Genomic DNA, 17,593 nt, shown 5'->3' on the forward strand with positions numbered 1-17,593 from the left:
ATAATAAAAGTGACTATGTTTTTATTTTTTTAAACCCTTTACGTAGTAAATCAATGACCAAACCTAAGCAAAAATAAGTACAAAAATGAAGCCCAGAAGAAATCAACATTCTGGTTGTTAAAGGCTGCTGGGAATAATAAGTATCCAGCACAGGCGTTTGGTGAATAATAGAAAAACCTAGAAAATCTGTAAGGGCCAATAGAAATCCCTTACTATCATATCCAGAAAACCAAAGTAGTATGACGAAAAGGCTAAACATACTAAAAAAAAGAGTAAAAAAATAGCTTTTCAATTTTTAATCCTCCTTATCGTGCATAATTGAACCAGAGAAACAGAAGTATTAACGAAATAACTAAAAGAGCAAGCCCTGAATAAAAAGCGACAAAGGGCCAATCAATCGACTGTTTAAATTCCTGCCAAGTTTGGATTTTTCTGTTTTTTTTCGCGCTATCCTCAAGCGTGAGTAAATAATTCAATAGTAAGAGGAGCAGCAACACCGTGAAATCATTTGTGGTAAAAAGCACATGTAAAAATAGAATGACAAAGACAACACGGGATAACACTCGATTCCGCAAAATTAAAAATAACTTAGCACGCATAATAAACCACCATTTCTTATCAGAGATAATGAATCTGTTTTTGTCTACTCTTTAGTTATATCATAAAATTCTTAATAACGAAAAAATGATTCGAGAAAATAATTGAAAAAAGTTTTTTTCCTGAATCATTATTTTCGTAAATAAAGAATAAACGTGTTACTCTTGGCTTATCAAATTTGGAAGGAGTGTTAAAAATGAAATATCTGGATATTATTGCTTTAATTTTATTGATTGTCGGAGGTTTAAACTGGTTATTAGTTGGTGCATTTAATTTTGATTTAGTTGCAACAATTAGTGGCGGTGCAACCACACCATTAGCAAAAATTATCTATATTATTGTCGGAATTTGTGCGATTTATTCTATTAAGTTTTTAGCTCCTTTGTTCCGCGAACCATAGGATTGATTTAAAAGATTTAGATAACGTGAAGTTATTTTGACTTAGCAATTGAGAGTTTCCTTGAGAAAGGGGACTCTTTTTTTATTTTCTATATTCGTTTCAGAAGGTTTAGACAAGCTCAAAAAATATTTCAAGAGAGCTGCGTTGTTTTCAAAATAGAACCTAGCATTACCTCGAACGTACCTCAAATAACCTGTGTCTTTTTTTGAATCATTAGTTCAAATTGATGTGATCACTAGTGAGAAAAATCAGCTCTAGGATATATAGGAAAATATAAGCATCAAATAGGGATTTTGATGATAAATTATCTTTTTCCTTGTTATGATTATAACAAGGAAAAAGAAAGTAGGGATTTATTTATGGAATTACAGGTGACAAAAAAGGCTAAATTTTTTTGTTTGGCGATGGCATTACTAATGACATTAGGTATTTTTATCAGCGCTGGTACAAGTGTTTATGCATCTGACCAGCTAGAGGATTCAGAAGTTGAGGCTGTAGCAAAAGGACTGGAAGAAATGTATGCGAATGGAGTGACGGAAGATAACTTTAAAAACTATGTCAAAAATAATTTTGCTCAGCAAGAGATTTCTTCAGTTGAGGAAGAGTTAAATGTAAATATTTCTGATGCTTCAACAGTAGTTCAAGCACGTTTTAATTGGAATGCATTAGGAAGTTGCGTTGCTAACAAAATCAAAGATGAGTTTTTTGCAATGATTAGTATCAGCGCAATTGTAAAAGCTGCACAAAAGAAAGCCTGGAAAGAATTAGCAGTGACTGTATTACGCTTCGCTAAAGCCAATGGGTTAAAGACGAATGCTATTATTGTAGCTGGACAACTAGCTTTATGGGCAGTTCAATGTGGGCTAAGCTAATGAATTTAAAAGATCATGTTACGGAAATAGTAATTACTTTTATCATCGCTTTTGTGTATACTTGGATAGATTCAGGAGAAATTGAAATCTTAAAAACTCTTTTGATAACAATAATATTTTTAGCCATGTTCTATGCAATACCCAAAATCACCAATAGAAAAAGAAAATGAAGTGGTTTTAGAAAGATAATGTGATAGGAAGTGTAAGAGGAGGTAACGAGCCTTCTCTTGCTTATAGAAAAAAAGAGCTAAAACCTTTATTTTATAAGGTTTTAGCTCTTTTTTGTTTTTCTCTACTTTTCTAAAAATGGAGACGGCGGTCGTAAAACCTAGCTTGTAAATGCTGGTTTTATGGCTGTTTTTAACTACTTGATGCAAAAATAATGCAAAAAAATTATACATACATTTGTTTCATCACTTCATTAACAGCATTACTTTCTTTTTGTTCCATCTCGTCTAAAATGTGTTGATAGGTTTGTAAAGTGGTTACAATGTCCTTATGTCCAAGGCGACGAGATACATATTTTATATTTATTCCTTTATACAACATTATTGAAGCATGGGTATGCCTTAAACCATGACAAGTCAATTCTTTTGTACCGATCTTTCTACAGAATTTACGAAGGACTTTATTTACAGCTGTATTCGATACAAGTTCCATATTGTCATTCAAAAATACTAAATTATTTTCGTTGCGTAGACCAGATTTTAAATAATATTCTTTTTGATGTAACTGTAATTTCTTTAATAAATCGAGCGTATCATCATCAATAGTGATTATTCTTTTTGATTGATAATTTTTCGTATTAGAGAATGTATTTGTATATTTATAGTCCCATGTTTTATTTACTTTTACAGTTTTATTTTTGAAGTCGATACAGTCCCAAGTCATGCCTATAATTTCTGAAAAACGACAACCAGTCGCAATACCAAACAGAATAATAAATCGAGAAGTATAAGTGGGTTTTATACCTTCTAATATTTTGTGAACTAGATGGATAGATTCTTGATAATTCAAATATTTCAATTCTTCGTGCTTAGGATTCTTTTTGCCTATAGCTTGTACTCGATAGGTAGGGTCTCTATGAATAATGCCTTCTTCCAAAGCATCTTTAAGAGCAGCTCGCATATACGTATGATGTTTTTTTACTGAAGCTGTAGCGTGTGTTTCCCCATAGTCATTCAGGGCCTTTTGATATTCTTGTCGAGTCAATTCTTTTAATTTTGTATCAGGAAAATATTTCTCACTAAAATCAACAGCCCGACGAATATCACCGTCATTGTCTTGTGATAACTTTCCTTTCCTGTAAACTTCAAACCAGTTTCGAAAATACTCATGAAATAATTTTTCGCCTTCTTTTAGTGAGTATCCTTTAGAATACCTAGCTTCAATTTCTGATGCTGCCAATTGCGCTTCTTTTTTTGTTGAAAAGCCATTGACGCTTTTTGTTTTATATCGGCCATCTTTATCTTTATAAGAGACTCGAAATTGCCATCCGCTTTTCAATTTTTTTATGCTTGCCATTGTATCACCTCCAATACTTTATCGAAGTATTATGCATTTTTTATACTTTATATATTATGATATAAAAGTGTATTCATTGGTAAAGGAGAAAATTATTTTTCAAAGTAGTTTAAAGCTAAATTGAAAATCTCTTGGTAGATTAGTTTAGTATCTTGTCGAATGACTCTGCCTTTATTTGCATGTGAAGCAAGATTTCTGAAATCAGCTGCTAGCATTATACGTCGTTTATCCCTTCTGTTAATAACTTTAGTTTTACGTAAGCGGCCAGTTAATTCTCCAAGTTCAGTAGTTTCATTTTCAGAAACAGGTGAATTTTCAAGTTCTAAAATACGTTTTATTAAAGTTTCCATAGCTGTTCCTGCTGTAGCAGTTGCTGCAAGATAAAGAGAATGATCATATGCTGCTAAACTCTCATTTATCGCATATTCAAAATCAGAATCGTTAACCATTTTAATTATTGGATCGAAATCTAAATCTGAGTATGCATATTTAAAAGCATCCTTGGCATAATAAGAAGAAGGTAAATTTATATGACCTATAAATTTTCTAGCATCAGTCAGAAGTTTTTCTCTAGCCATATAACCTAACCATTCTTTTTGAATATCGATATATTCCTCTACCGAAGTATCTCCCCATGCACCACTCAAGTAATTGTCGAAAAAATTTGAAATAAGATATATATTTTGTATCCCAAACTCTTTGTTTAAAACAAAAGAGATGAAATCATGAGATCCGGAAAAGTGTTTAAAATCAGAATAATATGAGTTGGGTAATTCCCAAACATCATGTATAATACCAGTTCCTAAATTCAAGATAACAAAAAAGTTACTTGTAAGTATTCTTTGATCAGTCTTTACCAAATAAATATCAAGTCCTTTTAAATTTGCAAGCGGAAAAGCTTCGGGATTTTCTTTATAAGCTTCAGGATAGAGCAATAGCAGTCGTTCAACATACTCTTGTGAAAATGCCGGAATTATTTTTTTAATAAATTCCTTCTGTTCCATTTCGTTTAACAAATGATCACCTCATGATAAATTACGTTATATGTTTTAATGTATAACTAAAGCCCCTAGCATGAATCGAACATGCTAGAACTCACCAGAGAAGGGGATACTTATTGCTTCCACATGCCGTCCCCGAATGTAACAACATATGGTCCAGAACCTTTTGAAGAAAAGTAAAAAGTTATATTAGCTTTCATTCCGGCAGCTATATCATTAGGTATGTTATTTTGATAAGTGCTAGCATCAAAATCAGCTAATTCTGAATTGTTATCATACATAGCAAAATTTTGAACATTAAAACTGATAGGTGAACTAGTGGTATTCTCTACAACTGCTTTTACTTCCACTGGATGTTCACCATCTTTTGGTTCATGCAATTGGTGGTTAGGAGCATCTTCAGCAGAAATTACTGTGATTTTCTCACCACTACCAAACGTTCCAGATTCATTAAATTTCAAAGTATTGGATGAACCAGTACTATTTTCATCTGATTTGCTAGAATCGGAAGTTCCAAAAGCATCTAGTATTTCATCAAGCTGACTAGCTTTTGTGCTTAATTTTTTATTTTCCTCTTTTAAACTTGATACAGTTGTTTTTAATTTATTTACTTCTGCCGTGTTATTATTAGTTGATGAACACCCAGCTAAAATGGCAAAAGATATTAGTGATACCCCAAACAATTTACCTATTTTCATTTTTAAAATTCCTCATTTCTGTTATAATATTTTTATCAGCTAAATCTCGAAATGAGGTTGAAGTCCGTGTCCCCACGCGGGCTTTTTTTATGCAAAATTAATTCTTCGTAGTTTATTAAACAAAAGAGTTCTTATACACTCTTCATAACGTGCATCAATATCAGCATCTTCTATAAAACGCATATAGTTAACTTGTTCAACAGTTAAACCAGTTTTAGACATATAATCATCTAAGAGATTGTCAATCATGAATACATCAGCTTCATGCTCCATTTTAGAATGTAAAGAAAAAGCTAAATTATATAATTGGTAGTTATGTTGATGTTCGCTAGCGTGGCCTAATTCATGAAGAAGGGTTTTTCTTTTATTCCATTCGTCCAAAGAATCTTTTAAAACGATGGTATTTATCGACGCAATATAATGTCCATCTGCATCTAAATCCTCTTTTTCTAAGATGATTACACCTAACTCTTTAACAATCATTTCAATTTGTTTCCTCAACAACAACACCTACTTATTTTTCTTCTCCAAATACGCTTCAATAATGCCTGACAAAATTTCTCTATCATTTTCAGTCAGCGGTTTTCCGTCACTACTCATAACAGATGATAAAGCTTCTTCGACTGTTAGTTGATTTTTGTCGACTGGATTGGGGTTTTCAGTTCTACCAAGTAAATAGTCTACAGACACGTTAAAATAGTCAGCTAATTCTTTTAATTTTTCAGCCGATGGCTGTTTGCCACTTTTTAGACTATAGAAATAGTTTTCACTATATCCTAAATCTAATGTTACTTGTTTCATAGTTTTTGATCGATTTTTTGCAAGTGTTTTGACACGTTCAAATACTGTCATATCAGCATTCTCCTTAAATTCTTACAAAAAAACAATAAAAAAGTGTAGTTTTTTATTTACAAATACAACACTATAGTGTATATTGTTCTTGTAAGTTAATTGGATAGAAAAAAGCAAACTAAAAACACACCTTATAGCATTAAGTTTGGCGACCGAGTGCATAATAAAGGTTTTGTTATAGGCTTATTTCGTATGTCTATATACTACACTATAGTGTAGTGTTCAGTCAACAATTTTATACAATTCTATCTAATTAACTTACTAACTATTAAAAGGAGGGATAAATAATATGCCAGACACAACGACAGGCAGAACTAAAATTCGTGAATACTTTGATAAAAAAGGAATTTCTTTAGTTACTGTAGCAACATACTTCAATATTCCAAAACAAGACTTGAATGATTATCTTTCTGGGAAAAATCAAAGTAAAAAGGCTCATGAAACGCTAACCGCAATTATTGAATACTACAAAATTAGATAGGGGGGCAGTAAGATGACGCAACTGATAGAATCAAAAATTTCAATTGAGATACCGTCTAATTTGATTCTGATTGAAAAGGCAAAGATTTTAGAATTAGAAAATCAAACCTTAATTGGTCAGACGTGGAATGCAAAAGATGTTACTAACCGCCTAGGTGGGAAAGATATACGTGACTGGAAACTCGTTTTCTATAAATATCGCGAAGAGGTAGATATAAGAAACGGCGGATTCGTAAAGTTCCCAACTAGTAAAGGGATGCCTTGGAAGTTTCATGCTAAGATGACCGCTCATTTTATAGATATTCATTGGAAAGAATTCATGGAGACGAAAGATCGTTTTTAAAGAAAGGATGATCACATTGAGAAAAATCTATCATTTAAGACGTATAGCAGCATTGCTAATCGTTTTTGGCTTGGGGCTTTTAGTAGGTGGCAATATTGGTACATTAATCCAAAACATATATATAGCAGCTTTTATCATTTGGTTGCTCTACTACGATTTAGCGTTGGAAGATCGAGAAGTAAAAAAACAAAAATAAAGACCCACTTCGACGGCCATCAAAGTAGGTCAGTTACAAATATCAAATTCAAGGAGAGTGTACCACATGAATAGAAAAATTGAAAGAATGATTATTGAACTTGAAAAAGAATGTAAGGCACAGAATGTTGAACTTCTTCTATGTGCTACAAATTTTGAAACAGGTCAAGGAAGTACGGCGTTTTGTGGTTCAGTTATCGGGTTAGCTATACTCTTGCAAAAACTTGTAGGTGATCTAAAAGAGCAATTAAATATAAGCGAACCTTGTGATTGTCCAGAATGCGTAGCAGAAAAAGCCGAAGATGCTGCAAATGAAAAATCTATGGATGAACTACTAACTGCATTTTTACGAGGTGAACTGCAATGATTGAAGTAAGAGGTTTAAGTGATGATGTTTACGAATTAATGTTAGCAAATGCTCAAAATAGAATTGTTCAATCAATTCGAACTGCAGCATCAAATGGTAATACAAGTTGCGTGGTGAATAGTAAAGGTCTTACATCAACGTTTTTATCTCAATTAGAAACAGAAGGATTTGATCACGTTGAACTTGAAGAAAACAAAACGAAAATATTCTGGGAGTGGTGAAAATGCCTGAATTTGATTCATTAGGAGCTAGACAAGAGCCGCCAGAAGAAAAAGAAGTATTAGAGCCAACGTGGGAATATGACGAAGAAGAGGAGAATCAATGATGGGGGAAATTATTTTACAAAAAGACGTTACTGATGCAGTTTCTAACAGAATTAAAGGTTTAGAGCAGGATGGGTTACAATTGCCAGCTAATTACAATGCATCGAATGCTCTAAAATCAGCATGGTTTGCAATTCAAAAAGTACAAGATCGAAATAAAAGACCTGCTTTAGAAGTTGTTACAAAAGAATCTGTTGCTAACACTTTATTAGATATGGTTGTTCAAGGCCTAAGTCCAGCAAAAACCCAATGTTATTTTGTTGTTTATGGAAAAGAGTTACAAATGCAACGATCATATTTTGGAACACAAGCCGTTTTGAAACGTTTATCAAATGTTAAAGATATTTGGGCGGAAGTTGTTCACAAAGGTGATGTGTTTAGGATTGGCAGTGAAAAAGGCAGAACAGTCGTTAAAGAATTTGAGCCAGACTTCGCAAATCAAGACAATGAAATTATTGGTGCTTTTGCAGTAATTGAAAAAAACGATGGCGAACGTGTTTATACCGTTATGACAAAAAAAGAAATTGACAAATCTTGGAGCAAAGCGAAAACAAAAAATGTTCAAAATGATTTTCCAGGAGAAATGGCTAAACGTACAGTAATCAATCGAGCCGCTAAAACATTTATCAATACAAGCGATGATAGTGATTTACTGACAGATGCGATTAATAGAACAACAGAATACGAATATGATGAAAACAGACGTAAGGAAGCAGAACCAGTTGCAGATACAGCAATAGCACTTGAAGAAAAAATATTTACCAACAATAAAAAAGTTATTGAGCAAGAAAACGATATTGAACAAGCCAAACCAGTTGAAAAAGATGATTTAACGAAAGTGGCGGACCAAATTTTAGAAGAACCAGTTCAGGAAACTTTAGATGTGATGGCTGGTTATGAAACCAATCAGAAAGAGAGTGAAGCTGATGTCTCAACGATTGAAGAAGACGATTATCCTTTCTGATGAAAATTATTATTCACAAGAAGCGGACCTAGCTTATATGTCTGTCTCTCAATATAAAAAATTTCTTGAATGTGAAACTGCAGCTCTTGCCAAGTTAAAAGGTGAATGGACACCAGAGAGTGATCCAAAAGCCTTGCTAGTTGGTAATTATGTTCATTCTTACTTTGAATCACCAAAAATTCATGAAGCATTTAAAGAAGAAAATAAAAGCAAGATGTTTTCTTCAAGAAAACCGTTTGGTCTACTGAAAGATTTCCAAATTGCGGAGCAGATGATTGAAAGATTAAAACAAGAAGAAGCCTTTTTAAATATTTATCAAGGCGAAAAAGAAGTGATCGTCACAGGTGAAATTGGCGGTGCAATGTGGAAAGGGAAAATCGATTGTTTAAATTTAGAAGAAAAGTATTTTGTAGACATCAAAACAACCAAAGATATGCATGAGAAGAAATGGGATGAACGTTTAAACAGAAAAGCAAACTTCATTGAACGCTTCGGTTACGTGTTACAAATGGCTGTTTATTGCGAACTGCTTCGGCAACAATATGACAAAAATTTTCTTCCTCTCATTGCAGCCGTTTCGAAACAAACACCTAGTGAAGCAAAACTAATCACTCTTAGCGAAGAAAAAATGATTTACGAATTAGAAGAATTAAAAGAAAACATCGAGCATGTTGTGCGAGTGAAAAACGGCGAAGAAGAACCAGTTAGTTGTGGGATTTGTGAATATTGTAGAGGACACAACAAAATTACAAATTTTACCAGTATGGACGATTTATAGGAGGTGCATAACGAATGAATGCTGGTTACGTCAAATTGTATCGTAAGGTAATGGATTCATTCGTATGGACTAATCCTTACATGTACAAATTGTGGAACTTGTGTTTGATGAAAGCTAGCCACGAAAACAGAAAATTTCTTTTTAATGGAAAAGAAATATGGTTGAACAGCGGAGAATTCGTCACAGGGCGCGACGCAATAACGTTTGAGATGAATAAAGGTGTCAAACGTGAACATCAAGTGAACAGCGGTTCTGTATGGAGATGGTTAAAACGATTTGAAAAAGAAGGAATGTTGAACATCAAATCAACTACGAAATACAGCATCGTATCAATAAATAACTGGGATGATTATCAAGCAAGTGAACATCAAGTGAACATCAAACGAACAACAAGTGAACAACAAGTGCACACAAACAAGAATGAAAAGAATGATAAGAATGAAAAGAATGTTGTAGTAGTAGAAGAGCAGCAGTCAGTTTTTCAACTTTATCAATCAATTTTTGGAATGCTAAATTCGGTCACTACTCAAAATTTAGAGTACTGGTGTAATGATTTATCAACTGAATTAGTAAGTGAAGCTTTAAAAATTTCCGCAAAATCAAATGCTAGAAATTTCAAATACACTGAAAGTATTTTGAGAAATTGGGAACAAGAAGGCGTTAAAACTTTAGATGATGTAAAAGCATTAGCCGTAAAAAGAGAACGTACTACAACCAAGCAACAGAAATCAAACACAGGTCATTCGGATTACGATGATCTTGGATTTTAGGAAGTGAAAGAATGCAGTCAGCATCAGATGGATTTTCGAAAATGATTAAAACGTTGCTTTATATCACACCTGATCCATGTCCTGAATGTGGAGGAAATCTTTATGCTTGGCGTGCAAAAAACAAAGATGGGTCCGATAGATGTCCGCCAACTTGCATGGAATGTGGCTATAAAGCACGCAAAAAAGCAGAAGACCTTGAAACAGAGAAAATGTTTAACGATAGTTTGAAAGCCAGAGCGATTAATTACCTGAAATATAGCTCGCTTTATACCGACAAAAATTTAATTAATTGTCGTTTTAAAACTTACAAAACAGTAGACACAGAAACTAAGCTTGCTTTTGAAATTGCCAATCGAGCCACGACTGAAATTCTTTTGAATAAACCAATTCATATGATTCTTTCAGGCAAAAGTGGTGTTGGGAAAAGTCATTTAGCTATGTCAACGGCTTGGGAAGTGTTGGAGAAATCAAACTATGATAAACGCTGCTTATTTATTAGCTATGCGGAACTCTTAGAACAGCTAAAATTTGCGATGAAAGATGAACAAGCCAGAAAGACAATAACAGGAACCTTAATGGCAGAGATAAAAAGCGCTGATTTAGTTGTTTTAGACGACTTAGGGGCCGAGTTAGGTGTTAAAGGGAATGACAGTACCAACTTCAATAATGACACCTTAAACCGCATTGTAGAGGCTCGGCAGAATAAAGCAACAGTGTTTACTACCAATTTAACTGGTAAAGAAATGAGTCAAGCCTATGGTGAGAGAATCCTTTCTCGCATCATGAGTAATTCACAAGGATTCGTGATGAAAATTGAGGGGACATCAGACAAACGAGTAGCAGGCATCTAAAATATTATTTTTAGCGGATATAATTCAGCGTAGAGCAGTTTTACAATCAAGTGAATATAAATAGATATAAAGAAAGAAAAACAGCTTAAAACGCATTTTAAAGCCTTAAAAACAAATTGATAGAAAGGGGAATCATTCAATGCCATATGTAGTGAAAATTTCAGCCTATCTTGGCAAAGATGGTCGACCAGTAGCCAATTTAAAAGATGCTGTGCTATTTGAGCATAAAGAGACAGCAGCTATCGCAACAATCGTATCTGGCGGAACCGTTTCAGAAGTAAAGGAAGCCATTATAATGCCAGAAAAACCGAAGAAACATATAGGGAAATCTATTAAACGGATTGATAAGAAGGAACCGACCGAAAAAGCTACCAAAAGTAATCAAGCCTGGATGAAAGGGGCTAAATAAGAATGAAGTGTGTTAGATGTCAAGATCAGCGTGTGATTTGGGGCAAAGATAGATTTAATTATGCAACGCCCGTTCCATGTCCTGAATGCAATAAAGATGGAAAAGCAGTTCGAGCGGAAACTGCGACCAAGGAAAGGGAGTTAAAACAATGCAATCCCCCACAGCCCTAAATAAGCGAGGAAATAAAGTCACGATTGATGGTTACACATTTGATAGCCAGAAGGAAGCTAACTTTTATACAAAGTTTGTCAAAAATTGTGGGTTACCTTTTGAAGTTCATCCGCGTTTTAAACTAACCGAACTTACACCAACTGCGGATGGTATAGGCAAAATTTCGGCGATAGCTTATTCACCTGATTTCATCATAAAAAACTTAGATGGAAGTTGGAGACATGTTATTGACATTAAAAACTCTTTCGGCGTGTATGGCATTGACCAATCCGTTAAGCTTCGTTTTCGTCTATTTGCCCTTAGATATGGTCATCCAGTTGAAGCGATTGTTGTTCGTGCTAGAGATTTTAAAGTGATCACTCAAGGTGTAACTAAGCCTTTAAACGAAAAAAGACCATTCATAACCGATAATTTCGATTACGAATGGAAAGATGCAACTAATTATTAAACGAAAGTAGGAAAATAAAATGACAAAACAAGTAAATTTCAGACCAGAAGTGAAAAAAGTGACATCTAAATCAAACGGAAATATCGAAGTGCTATTAGTGGTTAGCAACGCTTCATTAAAAGGGAAATATGAGAGTTTAAACGAATTTTTAGGCAAAACAGTGTCAACGACTATTGAGCCAGAAACAGTAGAATACAAGGTGCCAGTTAACAAGCAGACCAATAAGCCGAATGTCGAATATGTTGTAAATAACGACGGGACAGTTGAAGTTCTAAAAGAAGAACAAACTTCTTTAGAAATGGGCGATGATGTGCAAGAAGTCGAAGAAGTTGCTGTGCAAGTATCGAAAGAAACCATTGATGAATTCATCAAGAAGGCAACGACTATCGAATGGCCAGAATCAGTAACAATCAACGTTCGTGGCGTATTGCATCGAATCGATGAAGGGGAAGCACTAGAAGAAATTGCGGCTGATCATGATGTTTCAGTTGATAATCTAATCAATCAAGTAGAAATCGCACGCCAACATTTTGCGCCATTTGCTGATTCTTGGAGCAAAAACAAAGAGAACATCATTTTCCCAGAAAAGACAGTTGAAGATGATGAAGAAGAAACAGAAGAATAATCTCGTAGAAAGTGAGTGTTCATTTTGCTGGAGATTTATTATACGCCAACATCCGCTATTATTGCGGATGCCCTGGCTAAAACATATGAAGTCGTTTCTTTAGAAACAGCTAGAAATATTGCTAAGAAATTTAAAGCTAGTTTGAAGCAGAAGACGGACCTTTATGTGGTTGAGGGAATTTTGATTGATGCTGGTTATAAAAAAGAGCCAATAAAGTTTAAGCTTTAGAAGAAACCTCGCCCGATAATGCTAGGTGAGTTATACATGACTTTGGAAATCTATAATAAAGGCGCAGGTCAATTCTTAATACCATACTATGTAGCTCATCTAATGACAAAAATGAATTTTAGCGAAAAGGGCAAACAATTGAAAAAGGGATAGCCATTACAAATGAATTGGACTTTAGTTCCTGGTTCAAAAGGTGCAGTGAAAATTAAACATCGTTCATATAATAATAAGACATACAACGATGTAGATCGCTTCTATCCAAATGACGACAGCTACTATCAAACAAAAGAAATGCCTTAGTTTGTTAAACAGTTACAATAGCTAACTCAAGAATATCAACCGGGGCATTTTAAAATAAAAATCCCTCAACTTTATAAATTTTAGTTGAGGGTGAATGTTCTAACTATCTCGTTTTTGAATTGCTTTTAATGCTCCTTCTGGGAGAGTTTGGAAAAGGGAATCGATTTTATTAGGCTGAGAAATTTGATTGTCGACAATAAAATTAACTAATTCTAATAGACTTACAGCTATGTTTTTGTTATCTGTTAAGTCAATTTCTCCAGGATGCACCGCATTGTTTCCAACGACTCTCACTATATCTAATGCTTGTTGGGCTTGAACACTTAGACCTTTAGCTACTAGGTTTTTTATTCGATCGTTTAAATTAGTGCCGGCAGGGTCTAATTTTTTAGTTAAATTGTCAATGGCTAGTCTCGATAAAGCCGCTGAAGCTCTAGGGGAGTCATTTAAAATATTTCGTGCTTCTTCGTATATGGCACGTATATCTTCGGGCATATCAGTATTAGGCAATGGTAATGAAGTAAGATTTCTTGGATAGATTTGCTGCTCTCTGTCAGATGACCCATCTTTTAACCATATTGATATTTCTTTGCAAGATGTACAGGTAGCTTTTATCAAGGTATATTTTAGGATTGACGATGCATACTCACCGCCTAGACCATATACCCATTGTAATCCAGTAAAAGCTCCGCATTGCGGACAAATTGTACCTTGAGTGACAGCCTCGTTAGGACATGTGCCCAATGAATAACTATTATTCTGCCAATCTATAAAAGAATGATTAAAAAGTAACTGACTCTGTTTATCAAATGCATTTTCTTTCAACAATATTCACCTCTTTTAATTTGAGTTAATTATAGCAATAAAGAAAGGAGAAATCCATGAAACTTTGGCCATATCAAGACGGTTATGTAGTGTTAGGAATTAAGTGAGGAGGACGGATAATCAAGTTTTAAGAGATTTAAACCAATTCCTAATAATGTCTATAATCAAACCCAGAGAAAAGTATGAAATAAAATGAATTAAAGATGAAGCAAACATTCTTACAGAATAAGGTTGATTCATATAAAATTCATCTAACTTAGGGGATTTGATAAGCAGATTCGTACCTATAAAATCTGTAATAGCAAATAGGAATCCCTTATTGTCATAACCACTAACCCAAGTAGTTATAACGATAAGACTGAACAAGCTTAATAGAATAGTGAATAAATACTTTTTCATGTAGAATGCTCCTCAAATAATTTATTAAAACTAATTTTAGATGGAAATCAAAACCAGATTTAATCAGTTTATTGCATACATTATCCATAGAATAAACAGTATTAATAATATAACGAATAAAGCAGAACCTGTGGCAATAAAAAAGAAAGGCCAATCGACTGAATTTTTAAAGTCAGGCCATGTTTGAATTTTTCCATTTTTAATTACATCAATTTCCAAGTTATATAAATAACTCAATAAAATAAGTCCTAAAAGGATTGAATAATCTTTATGAGTGAATACTATATAAAAATAGATTATTAACCACACAATGCTCGATAATATTCTTTTACGCAAGATAAACGTTAATTTTCTTTTCAATTAAACGACTCCTCGAAATTTTCGTTAATTTTCTTAGGAAGATACACATAAATAGTATATGATTACGGACTATGAAATTTTCGTTAAAAGCCAGCCGACCACTGACTGGCTAATGTGTTAGAAGACAACTGTTTTCCGCCAGTCGTCCTTTAGGTGTGCATTAGCACTTGTCCTAAGTAATGTGCTAGAGTTCGTGTGACCGTATAGGTCAATAAAGCGTCTCTGGTGGAGACAGGAACTACTGGTAACTGTTTGCTCGCAATTACCATAGAAAAAGAGGAAATTATTCCAGAAATAAAATCCCCAAGAAAGTTAACATGATTATATCATGAGTAAATGTATTTGAAAATAATATCACATAGTTTGTATTGTAAAAAGTTTATTTAGTAGAAAAATAAAAAAGCCGGATTCCTCCGGCTGTTGGTAATATTCTCGACACGAATATTATACCATAAACGGGGGAATCAAAGGATGGTACTTTTTGACGTAAAGAAATATGAAACACCAGATGCAAAGGATGTAGACATGGAACAAACTAAACATAACGTAAGTGTGTTTCTGTCTGCCTATCTTGCTGCTAGATGTCGTGTTGGCCAGCCGAGGGAACCAAAAGTAACAGCTTCATTCTCTTTGGTTCCACCATCAACGGCCAATAACACTTTTGAAGCCGAGCAAATGTTAATCCAGAAAGAAGAAGCTCAAGAAGAGTTTGATTACCTTCATAAGCTTTTTGTTAGAGGTTATTCTGCGATTCAACATCCACACAAACCCGATATTACCGAGCGAAGAAAAAGAATCTTCTATGACCGTTATATCAACGGCAATCCGATCTATCTAGCAGCGCAACGGAATTGCATCAGCGAAGAATCAGTGAAACAAGAATCTAATATGATTATTGTTCAATTTGCTTCGGCACTGGAACTGGTTGCTTTTAAGTAGCCATTTATTACACTTTTTATACCTCTTTTATACACTTTATCTACACTTCATATACCTTTGAAACGGGTTATTATGATAGTGTCAAAAAAATAAGAAATGCGACACACTTACACAAATACATTAACGGAACGATTGCCTACTTATTTTTTTGATTTGAGATTACAAGGAAGTAAAAAAATTCTACTTTCTTCGTTTAGTCACTTGTGATCTCATTTAGATTCTCTCGCAAACCACCAATTATAAAACTAAAGAAGTGAGGTGAACTTCCCCTCTCTTTTTTCTACAGGTTTGCGAGAGTTAATGGAGCATAGCTTAATCGGTAGAGCAGCGGTCTCCAAAACCGTTGGTATAGGTTCGAGTCCTATTGTTCCAGTAAGTGGCATAAGCTGCTTAAATAAAAAATCGTCAATAAGTCAAATGTAACTACCTTTACAATCAGATTACGGTTAAGATTTTCTCTCCTATCCTAGACTCCGCGTAAGAGTGCAGTCTTTTTCTTATTCTTTTTTTCAAAAATCTATAGTATTATAGAGAAAAAAAGAATGAGGTTATACATGATGAATATACAATACATTGGATTCAATGAAGAAAATTTCGCAAGTGATATTATTACTTGTTCATCTATCCTAAGTCCAAAAGATTTTGATGATTATGATTTAAACTTTATAGATTTGGATAGTGAAGAATTATGGTCTGTACTAGAAAATGGCTTCTATCAATACGGAACGAAATATGCTAACGATTTTATAACAATTCGCAAATTGATAGATAACTCTAAACAGAATTTAGTAATTTCATTACCTAAGAATCAAATCTATCAATACGGATTAAAAGATTATCTTGAAAAAGTTCATAAGGGCATCGATTTATTATCTGGTATTACTATTGAGCTAATGTATGGTGCAACTCAAACTAAGGTCAATAAAGGAACACTTAGCTCTGATTTTACAATTATGAATGATTCGACTTATTATAGCACGTTAACCCAATCTATTAGGAGTAAAAAAGCTACTACAATAAACAGTGGTAATATCTTCGTGACAACACTAAGCATAAACAATTCAAAAGAACTAATGGATTTTTTAACTGAATTAAGATTAATCAAAAGTAAAACTGAAGAGATCCCAGAATGGATGGGGGAGGTTAAGATGTTCGATGACGTTAAACAGCTTGAAACTATTCAAATGACAAAACAAGAAATACTTGAGCTTGAAGATAGAATAGAGAAGGCTGAAACACAATTGAATGAGAATAAACGGATGAAATCTATTTTATATACTCAGTCTGATGAATTGGTTGAAGTTGTTTTTGAAATATTCAAAGAAATGCTAAATGTTGATTTATCAAGATTTGAGGATAAGAAAAAAGAAGATATTTCATTTTCTATAGGGAATAATGTTTTTATTGGAGAGATAAAAGGTAAAACAAGCAATGTAAAAACGTCTTTTTTATCTCAATTAGATAATCATTTCACGAATTTTATAGAAGACCATCCAGAAATCCCGGAAGAAAATATCTATAAATTGTTAATTATTAATCATCAAAGGAATAAAGCATTAAGCGAAAGAGATCCGGTGGATCAAAAACAGATTGATATTGCTAAAGGGAAATATGGCTCTCTTATTATAGAAACAAGTGAACTATTAAAATTATTAGAAAAGTATAGGGAAAATAATCTTTCTAGGGAAACAATTGCTGAATTGATTACGCAAAAAGGATTATTGAAAGTGGAATAATACGGACGTGAAATCAAACATTGCTTTACAATAATGATTACACCTATGTACAAAAAGATCACTCATTCTAGTGATCTTTTTTTGTATATAAAAAAACATTAGAAATGGGAACTATTGGCTAGGTAGCATTCGTGCAAA

General features: G+C 33.6%; 28 protein-coding genes and 1 tRNA gene. 20 read left to right on the top strand and 9 right to left on the bottom strand.

Annotated elements, in window-relative coordinates; genetic code table 11:
- Positions 1-13 precede the first annotated feature (13 nt).
- The gene (locus IGK27_RS04190) at positions 14-292 is read right to left on the bottom strand and encodes a hypothetical protein (protein WP_002363681.1); all 279 of its coding nucleotides are present in this window, start codon (positions 290-292) and stop codon (positions 14-16) included.
- 13 nt (positions 293-305) lie between these two features.
- Entirely contained in the window at positions 306-599 is a 294-nt protein-coding gene (locus tag IGK27_RS04195; RefSeq protein ID WP_002358125.1) for a hypothetical protein, read from the bottom strand.
- 194 nt (positions 600-793) lie between these two features.
- On the opposite strand from IGK27_RS04195, the gene IGK27_RS04200 reads away from it, so the two are divergent.
- The 3 genes from IGK27_RS04200 to IGK27_RS04210 all read left to right on the top strand — a co-directional run bounded on the left by IGK27_RS04200 (position 794) and on the right by IGK27_RS04210 (position 2,039).
- The gene (locus IGK27_RS04200) at positions 794-997 is read left to right on the top strand and encodes a DUF378 domain-containing protein (RefSeq protein ID WP_002381996.1); all 204 of its coding nucleotides are present in this window, start codon (positions 794-796) and stop codon (positions 995-997) included.
- A gap of 359 nt (positions 998-1,356) precedes the next feature.
- Positions 1,357-1,869: an enterococcin EntV gene (entV, locus tag IGK27_RS04205; protein WP_002358120.1), complete on the top strand. Its 513-nt coding sequence runs from the start codon at positions 1,357-1,359 to the stop codon at positions 1,867-1,869.
- A complete protein-coding gene (locus IGK27_RS04210) occupies positions 1,854-2,039 on the top strand; it encodes a hypothetical protein (protein ID WP_002384733.1) in 186 nt (61 codons plus the stop codon). The genes entV and IGK27_RS04210 overlap by 16 nt, the downstream gene beginning before the upstream one ends.
- A 223-nt stretch (positions 2,040-2,262) precedes the next feature.
- On the opposite strand, the gene IGK27_RS04215 is transcribed toward IGK27_RS04210, so the two are convergent.
- The 5 genes from IGK27_RS04215 to IGK27_RS04235 all read right to left on the bottom strand — a co-directional run bounded on the left by IGK27_RS04215 (position 2,263) and on the right by IGK27_RS04235 (position 5,944).
- Complete coding sequence (locus tag IGK27_RS04215; RefSeq protein WP_267589454.1) at positions 2,263-3,393, bottom strand: site-specific integrase; 1,131 nt, start codon at positions 3,391-3,393, stop codon at positions 2,263-2,265.
- 92 nt (positions 3,394-3,485) lie between these two features.
- Positions 3,486-4,409, bottom strand: a complete 924-nt coding sequence (locus IGK27_RS04220) for a hypothetical protein (RefSeq protein WP_228462995.1) — start codon at positions 4,407-4,409, stop codon at positions 3,486-3,488.
- Positions 4,410-4,507: 98 nt separating this feature from the next.
- A complete protein-coding gene (locus IGK27_RS04225) occupies positions 4,508-5,092 on the bottom strand; it encodes a hypothetical protein (RefSeq protein ID WP_002371612.1) in 585 nt (194 codons plus the stop codon).
- Positions 5,093-5,179: 87 nt separating this feature from the next.
- A complete protein-coding gene (locus tag IGK27_RS04230) occupies positions 5,180-5,575 on the bottom strand; it encodes an ImmA/IrrE family metallo-endopeptidase (protein ID WP_021164535.1) in 396 nt (131 codons plus the stop codon).
- 27 nt (positions 5,576-5,602) lie between these two features.
- Positions 5,603-5,944: a helix-turn-helix domain-containing protein gene (locus IGK27_RS04235; RefSeq protein WP_002396425.1), complete on the bottom strand. Its 342-nt coding sequence runs from the start codon at positions 5,942-5,944 to the stop codon at positions 5,603-5,605.
- A 289-nt stretch (positions 5,945-6,233) separates the two neighbouring features.
- Here IGK27_RS04235 and IGK27_RS04240 point away from each other — a divergent pair, with 289 nt between their 5' ends.
- From IGK27_RS04240 to IGK27_RS04305, 14 genes are all read left to right on the top strand, one after another.
- Positions 6,234-6,425 carry a hypothetical protein gene (locus IGK27_RS04240; RefSeq protein WP_002371609.1) on the top strand — a complete coding sequence of 64 codons (192 nt, stop codon included), beginning with the start codon at positions 6,234-6,236 and terminating at the stop codon, positions 6,423-6,425.
- Positions 6,426-6,437: 12 nt separating this feature from the next.
- On the top strand, positions 6,438-6,767 hold the full coding sequence (locus IGK27_RS04245) for a DUF771 domain-containing protein (RefSeq protein WP_002358109.1): 330 nt from the start codon (positions 6,438-6,440) through the stop codon (positions 6,765-6,767).
- Between the two features lie 7 nt (positions 6,768-6,774).
- Positions 6,775-6,963, top strand: coding sequence for a hypothetical protein (locus IGK27_RS04250; protein ID WP_267589453.1), 189 nt, complete (start codon positions 6,775-6,777; stop codon positions 6,961-6,963).
- Between the two features lie 66 nt (positions 6,964-7,029).
- Positions 7,030-7,329, top strand: coding sequence for a hypothetical protein (locus IGK27_RS04255; RefSeq protein WP_010773942.1), 300 nt, complete (start codon positions 7,030-7,032; stop codon positions 7,327-7,329).
- Positions 7,326-7,550, top strand: coding sequence for a hypothetical protein (locus IGK27_RS04260; RefSeq protein ID WP_002358104.1), 225 nt, complete (start codon positions 7,326-7,328; stop codon positions 7,548-7,550). Before IGK27_RS04255 ends, IGK27_RS04260 begins: the two co-directional genes overlap by 4 nt.
- A 100-nt stretch (positions 7,551-7,650) precedes the next feature.
- Positions 7,651-8,616 carry a recombinase RecT gene (locus tag IGK27_RS04265; RefSeq protein ID WP_267589452.1) on the top strand — a complete coding sequence of 322 codons (966 nt, stop codon included), beginning with the start codon at positions 7,651-7,653 and terminating at the stop codon, positions 8,614-8,616.
- Positions 8,579-9,394: a PD-(D/E)XK nuclease-like domain-containing protein gene (locus tag IGK27_RS04270; RefSeq protein ID WP_002371605.1), complete on the top strand. Its 816-nt coding sequence runs from the start codon at positions 8,579-8,581 to the stop codon at positions 9,392-9,394. Before IGK27_RS04265 ends, IGK27_RS04270 begins: the two co-directional genes overlap by 38 nt.
- Positions 9,395-9,408: 14 nt before the next feature.
- Positions 9,409-10,164: a DnaD domain protein gene (locus IGK27_RS04275; protein ID WP_267589451.1), complete on the top strand. Its 756-nt coding sequence runs from the start codon at positions 9,409-9,411 to the stop codon at positions 10,162-10,164.
- Between the two features lie 11 nt (positions 10,165-10,175).
- Entirely contained in the window at positions 10,176-11,015 is an 840-nt protein-coding gene (locus IGK27_RS04280; RefSeq protein WP_002371603.1) for an ATP-binding protein, read from the top strand.
- Positions 11,016-11,154: 139 nt separating this feature from the next.
- Positions 11,155-11,424 (top strand): hypothetical protein, encoded by a 270-nt coding sequence (locus IGK27_RS04285; protein ID WP_002396433.1) that lies wholly within the window; start codon positions 11,155-11,157, stop codon positions 11,422-11,424.
- A 148-nt stretch (positions 11,425-11,572) separates the two neighbouring features.
- The gene (locus IGK27_RS04290) at positions 11,573-12,043 is read left to right on the top strand and encodes a DUF1064 domain-containing protein (RefSeq protein WP_002365121.1); all 471 of its coding nucleotides are present in this window, start codon (positions 11,573-11,575) and stop codon (positions 12,041-12,043) included.
- A 19-nt stretch (positions 12,044-12,062) separates the two neighbouring features.
- On the top strand, positions 12,063-12,668 hold the full coding sequence (locus IGK27_RS04295) for a hypothetical protein (protein WP_267589450.1): 606 nt from the start codon (positions 12,063-12,065) through the stop codon (positions 12,666-12,668).
- A gap of 15 nt (positions 12,669-12,683) precedes the next feature.
- The gene (locus tag IGK27_RS04300) at positions 12,684-12,896 is read left to right on the top strand and encodes a hypothetical protein (RefSeq protein WP_174094285.1); all 213 of its coding nucleotides are present in this window, start codon (positions 12,684-12,686) and stop codon (positions 12,894-12,896) included.
- A 162-nt stretch (positions 12,897-13,058) separates the two neighbouring features.
- The gene (locus IGK27_RS04305) at positions 13,059-13,196 is read left to right on the top strand and encodes a hypothetical protein (RefSeq protein WP_234746802.1); all 138 of its coding nucleotides are present in this window, start codon (positions 13,059-13,061) and stop codon (positions 13,194-13,196) included.
- 99 nt (positions 13,197-13,295) lie between these two features.
- Here IGK27_RS04305 and IGK27_RS04310 read toward each other — a convergent pair whose 3' ends face one another.
- A complete protein-coding gene (locus IGK27_RS04310; RefSeq protein ID WP_174098144.1) occupies positions 13,296-14,021 on the bottom strand; it encodes a DUF4145 domain-containing protein in 726 nt (241 codons plus the stop codon).
- Between the two features lie 120 nt (positions 14,022-14,141).
- On the bottom strand, positions 14,142-14,420 hold the full coding sequence (locus IGK27_RS04315; protein WP_174094284.1) for a hypothetical protein: 279 nt from the start codon (positions 14,418-14,420) through the stop codon (positions 14,142-14,144).
- 831 nt (positions 14,421-15,251) lie between these two features.
- Between IGK27_RS04315 and IGK27_RS04320 the strand changes: the two genes are divergently transcribed.
- From IGK27_RS04320 to IGK27_RS04330, 3 genes are all read left to right on the top strand, one after another.
- Complete coding sequence (locus tag IGK27_RS04320; RefSeq protein WP_085406657.1) at positions 15,252-15,719, top strand: ArpU family phage packaging/lysis transcriptional regulator; 468 nt, start codon at positions 15,252-15,254, stop codon at positions 15,717-15,719.
- A gap of 301 nt (positions 15,720-16,020) precedes the next feature.
- Positions 16,021-16,092: transfer RNA gene (locus tag IGK27_RS04325), tRNA-Trp, on the top strand.
- Positions 16,093-16,273: 181 nt separating this feature from the next.
- Positions 16,274-17,455, top strand: a complete 1,182-nt coding sequence (locus tag IGK27_RS04330; protein ID WP_267589449.1) for a hypothetical protein — start codon at positions 16,274-16,276, stop codon at positions 17,453-17,455.
- Positions 17,456-17,593: the final 138 nt, after the last annotated feature.

The organism is Enterococcus sp. DIV0236, from assembly GCF_050558525.1.
In the GTDB taxonomy this organism is placed as follows: domain Bacteria; phylum Bacillota; class Bacilli; order Lactobacillales; family Enterococcaceae; genus Enterococcus; species Enterococcus faecalis.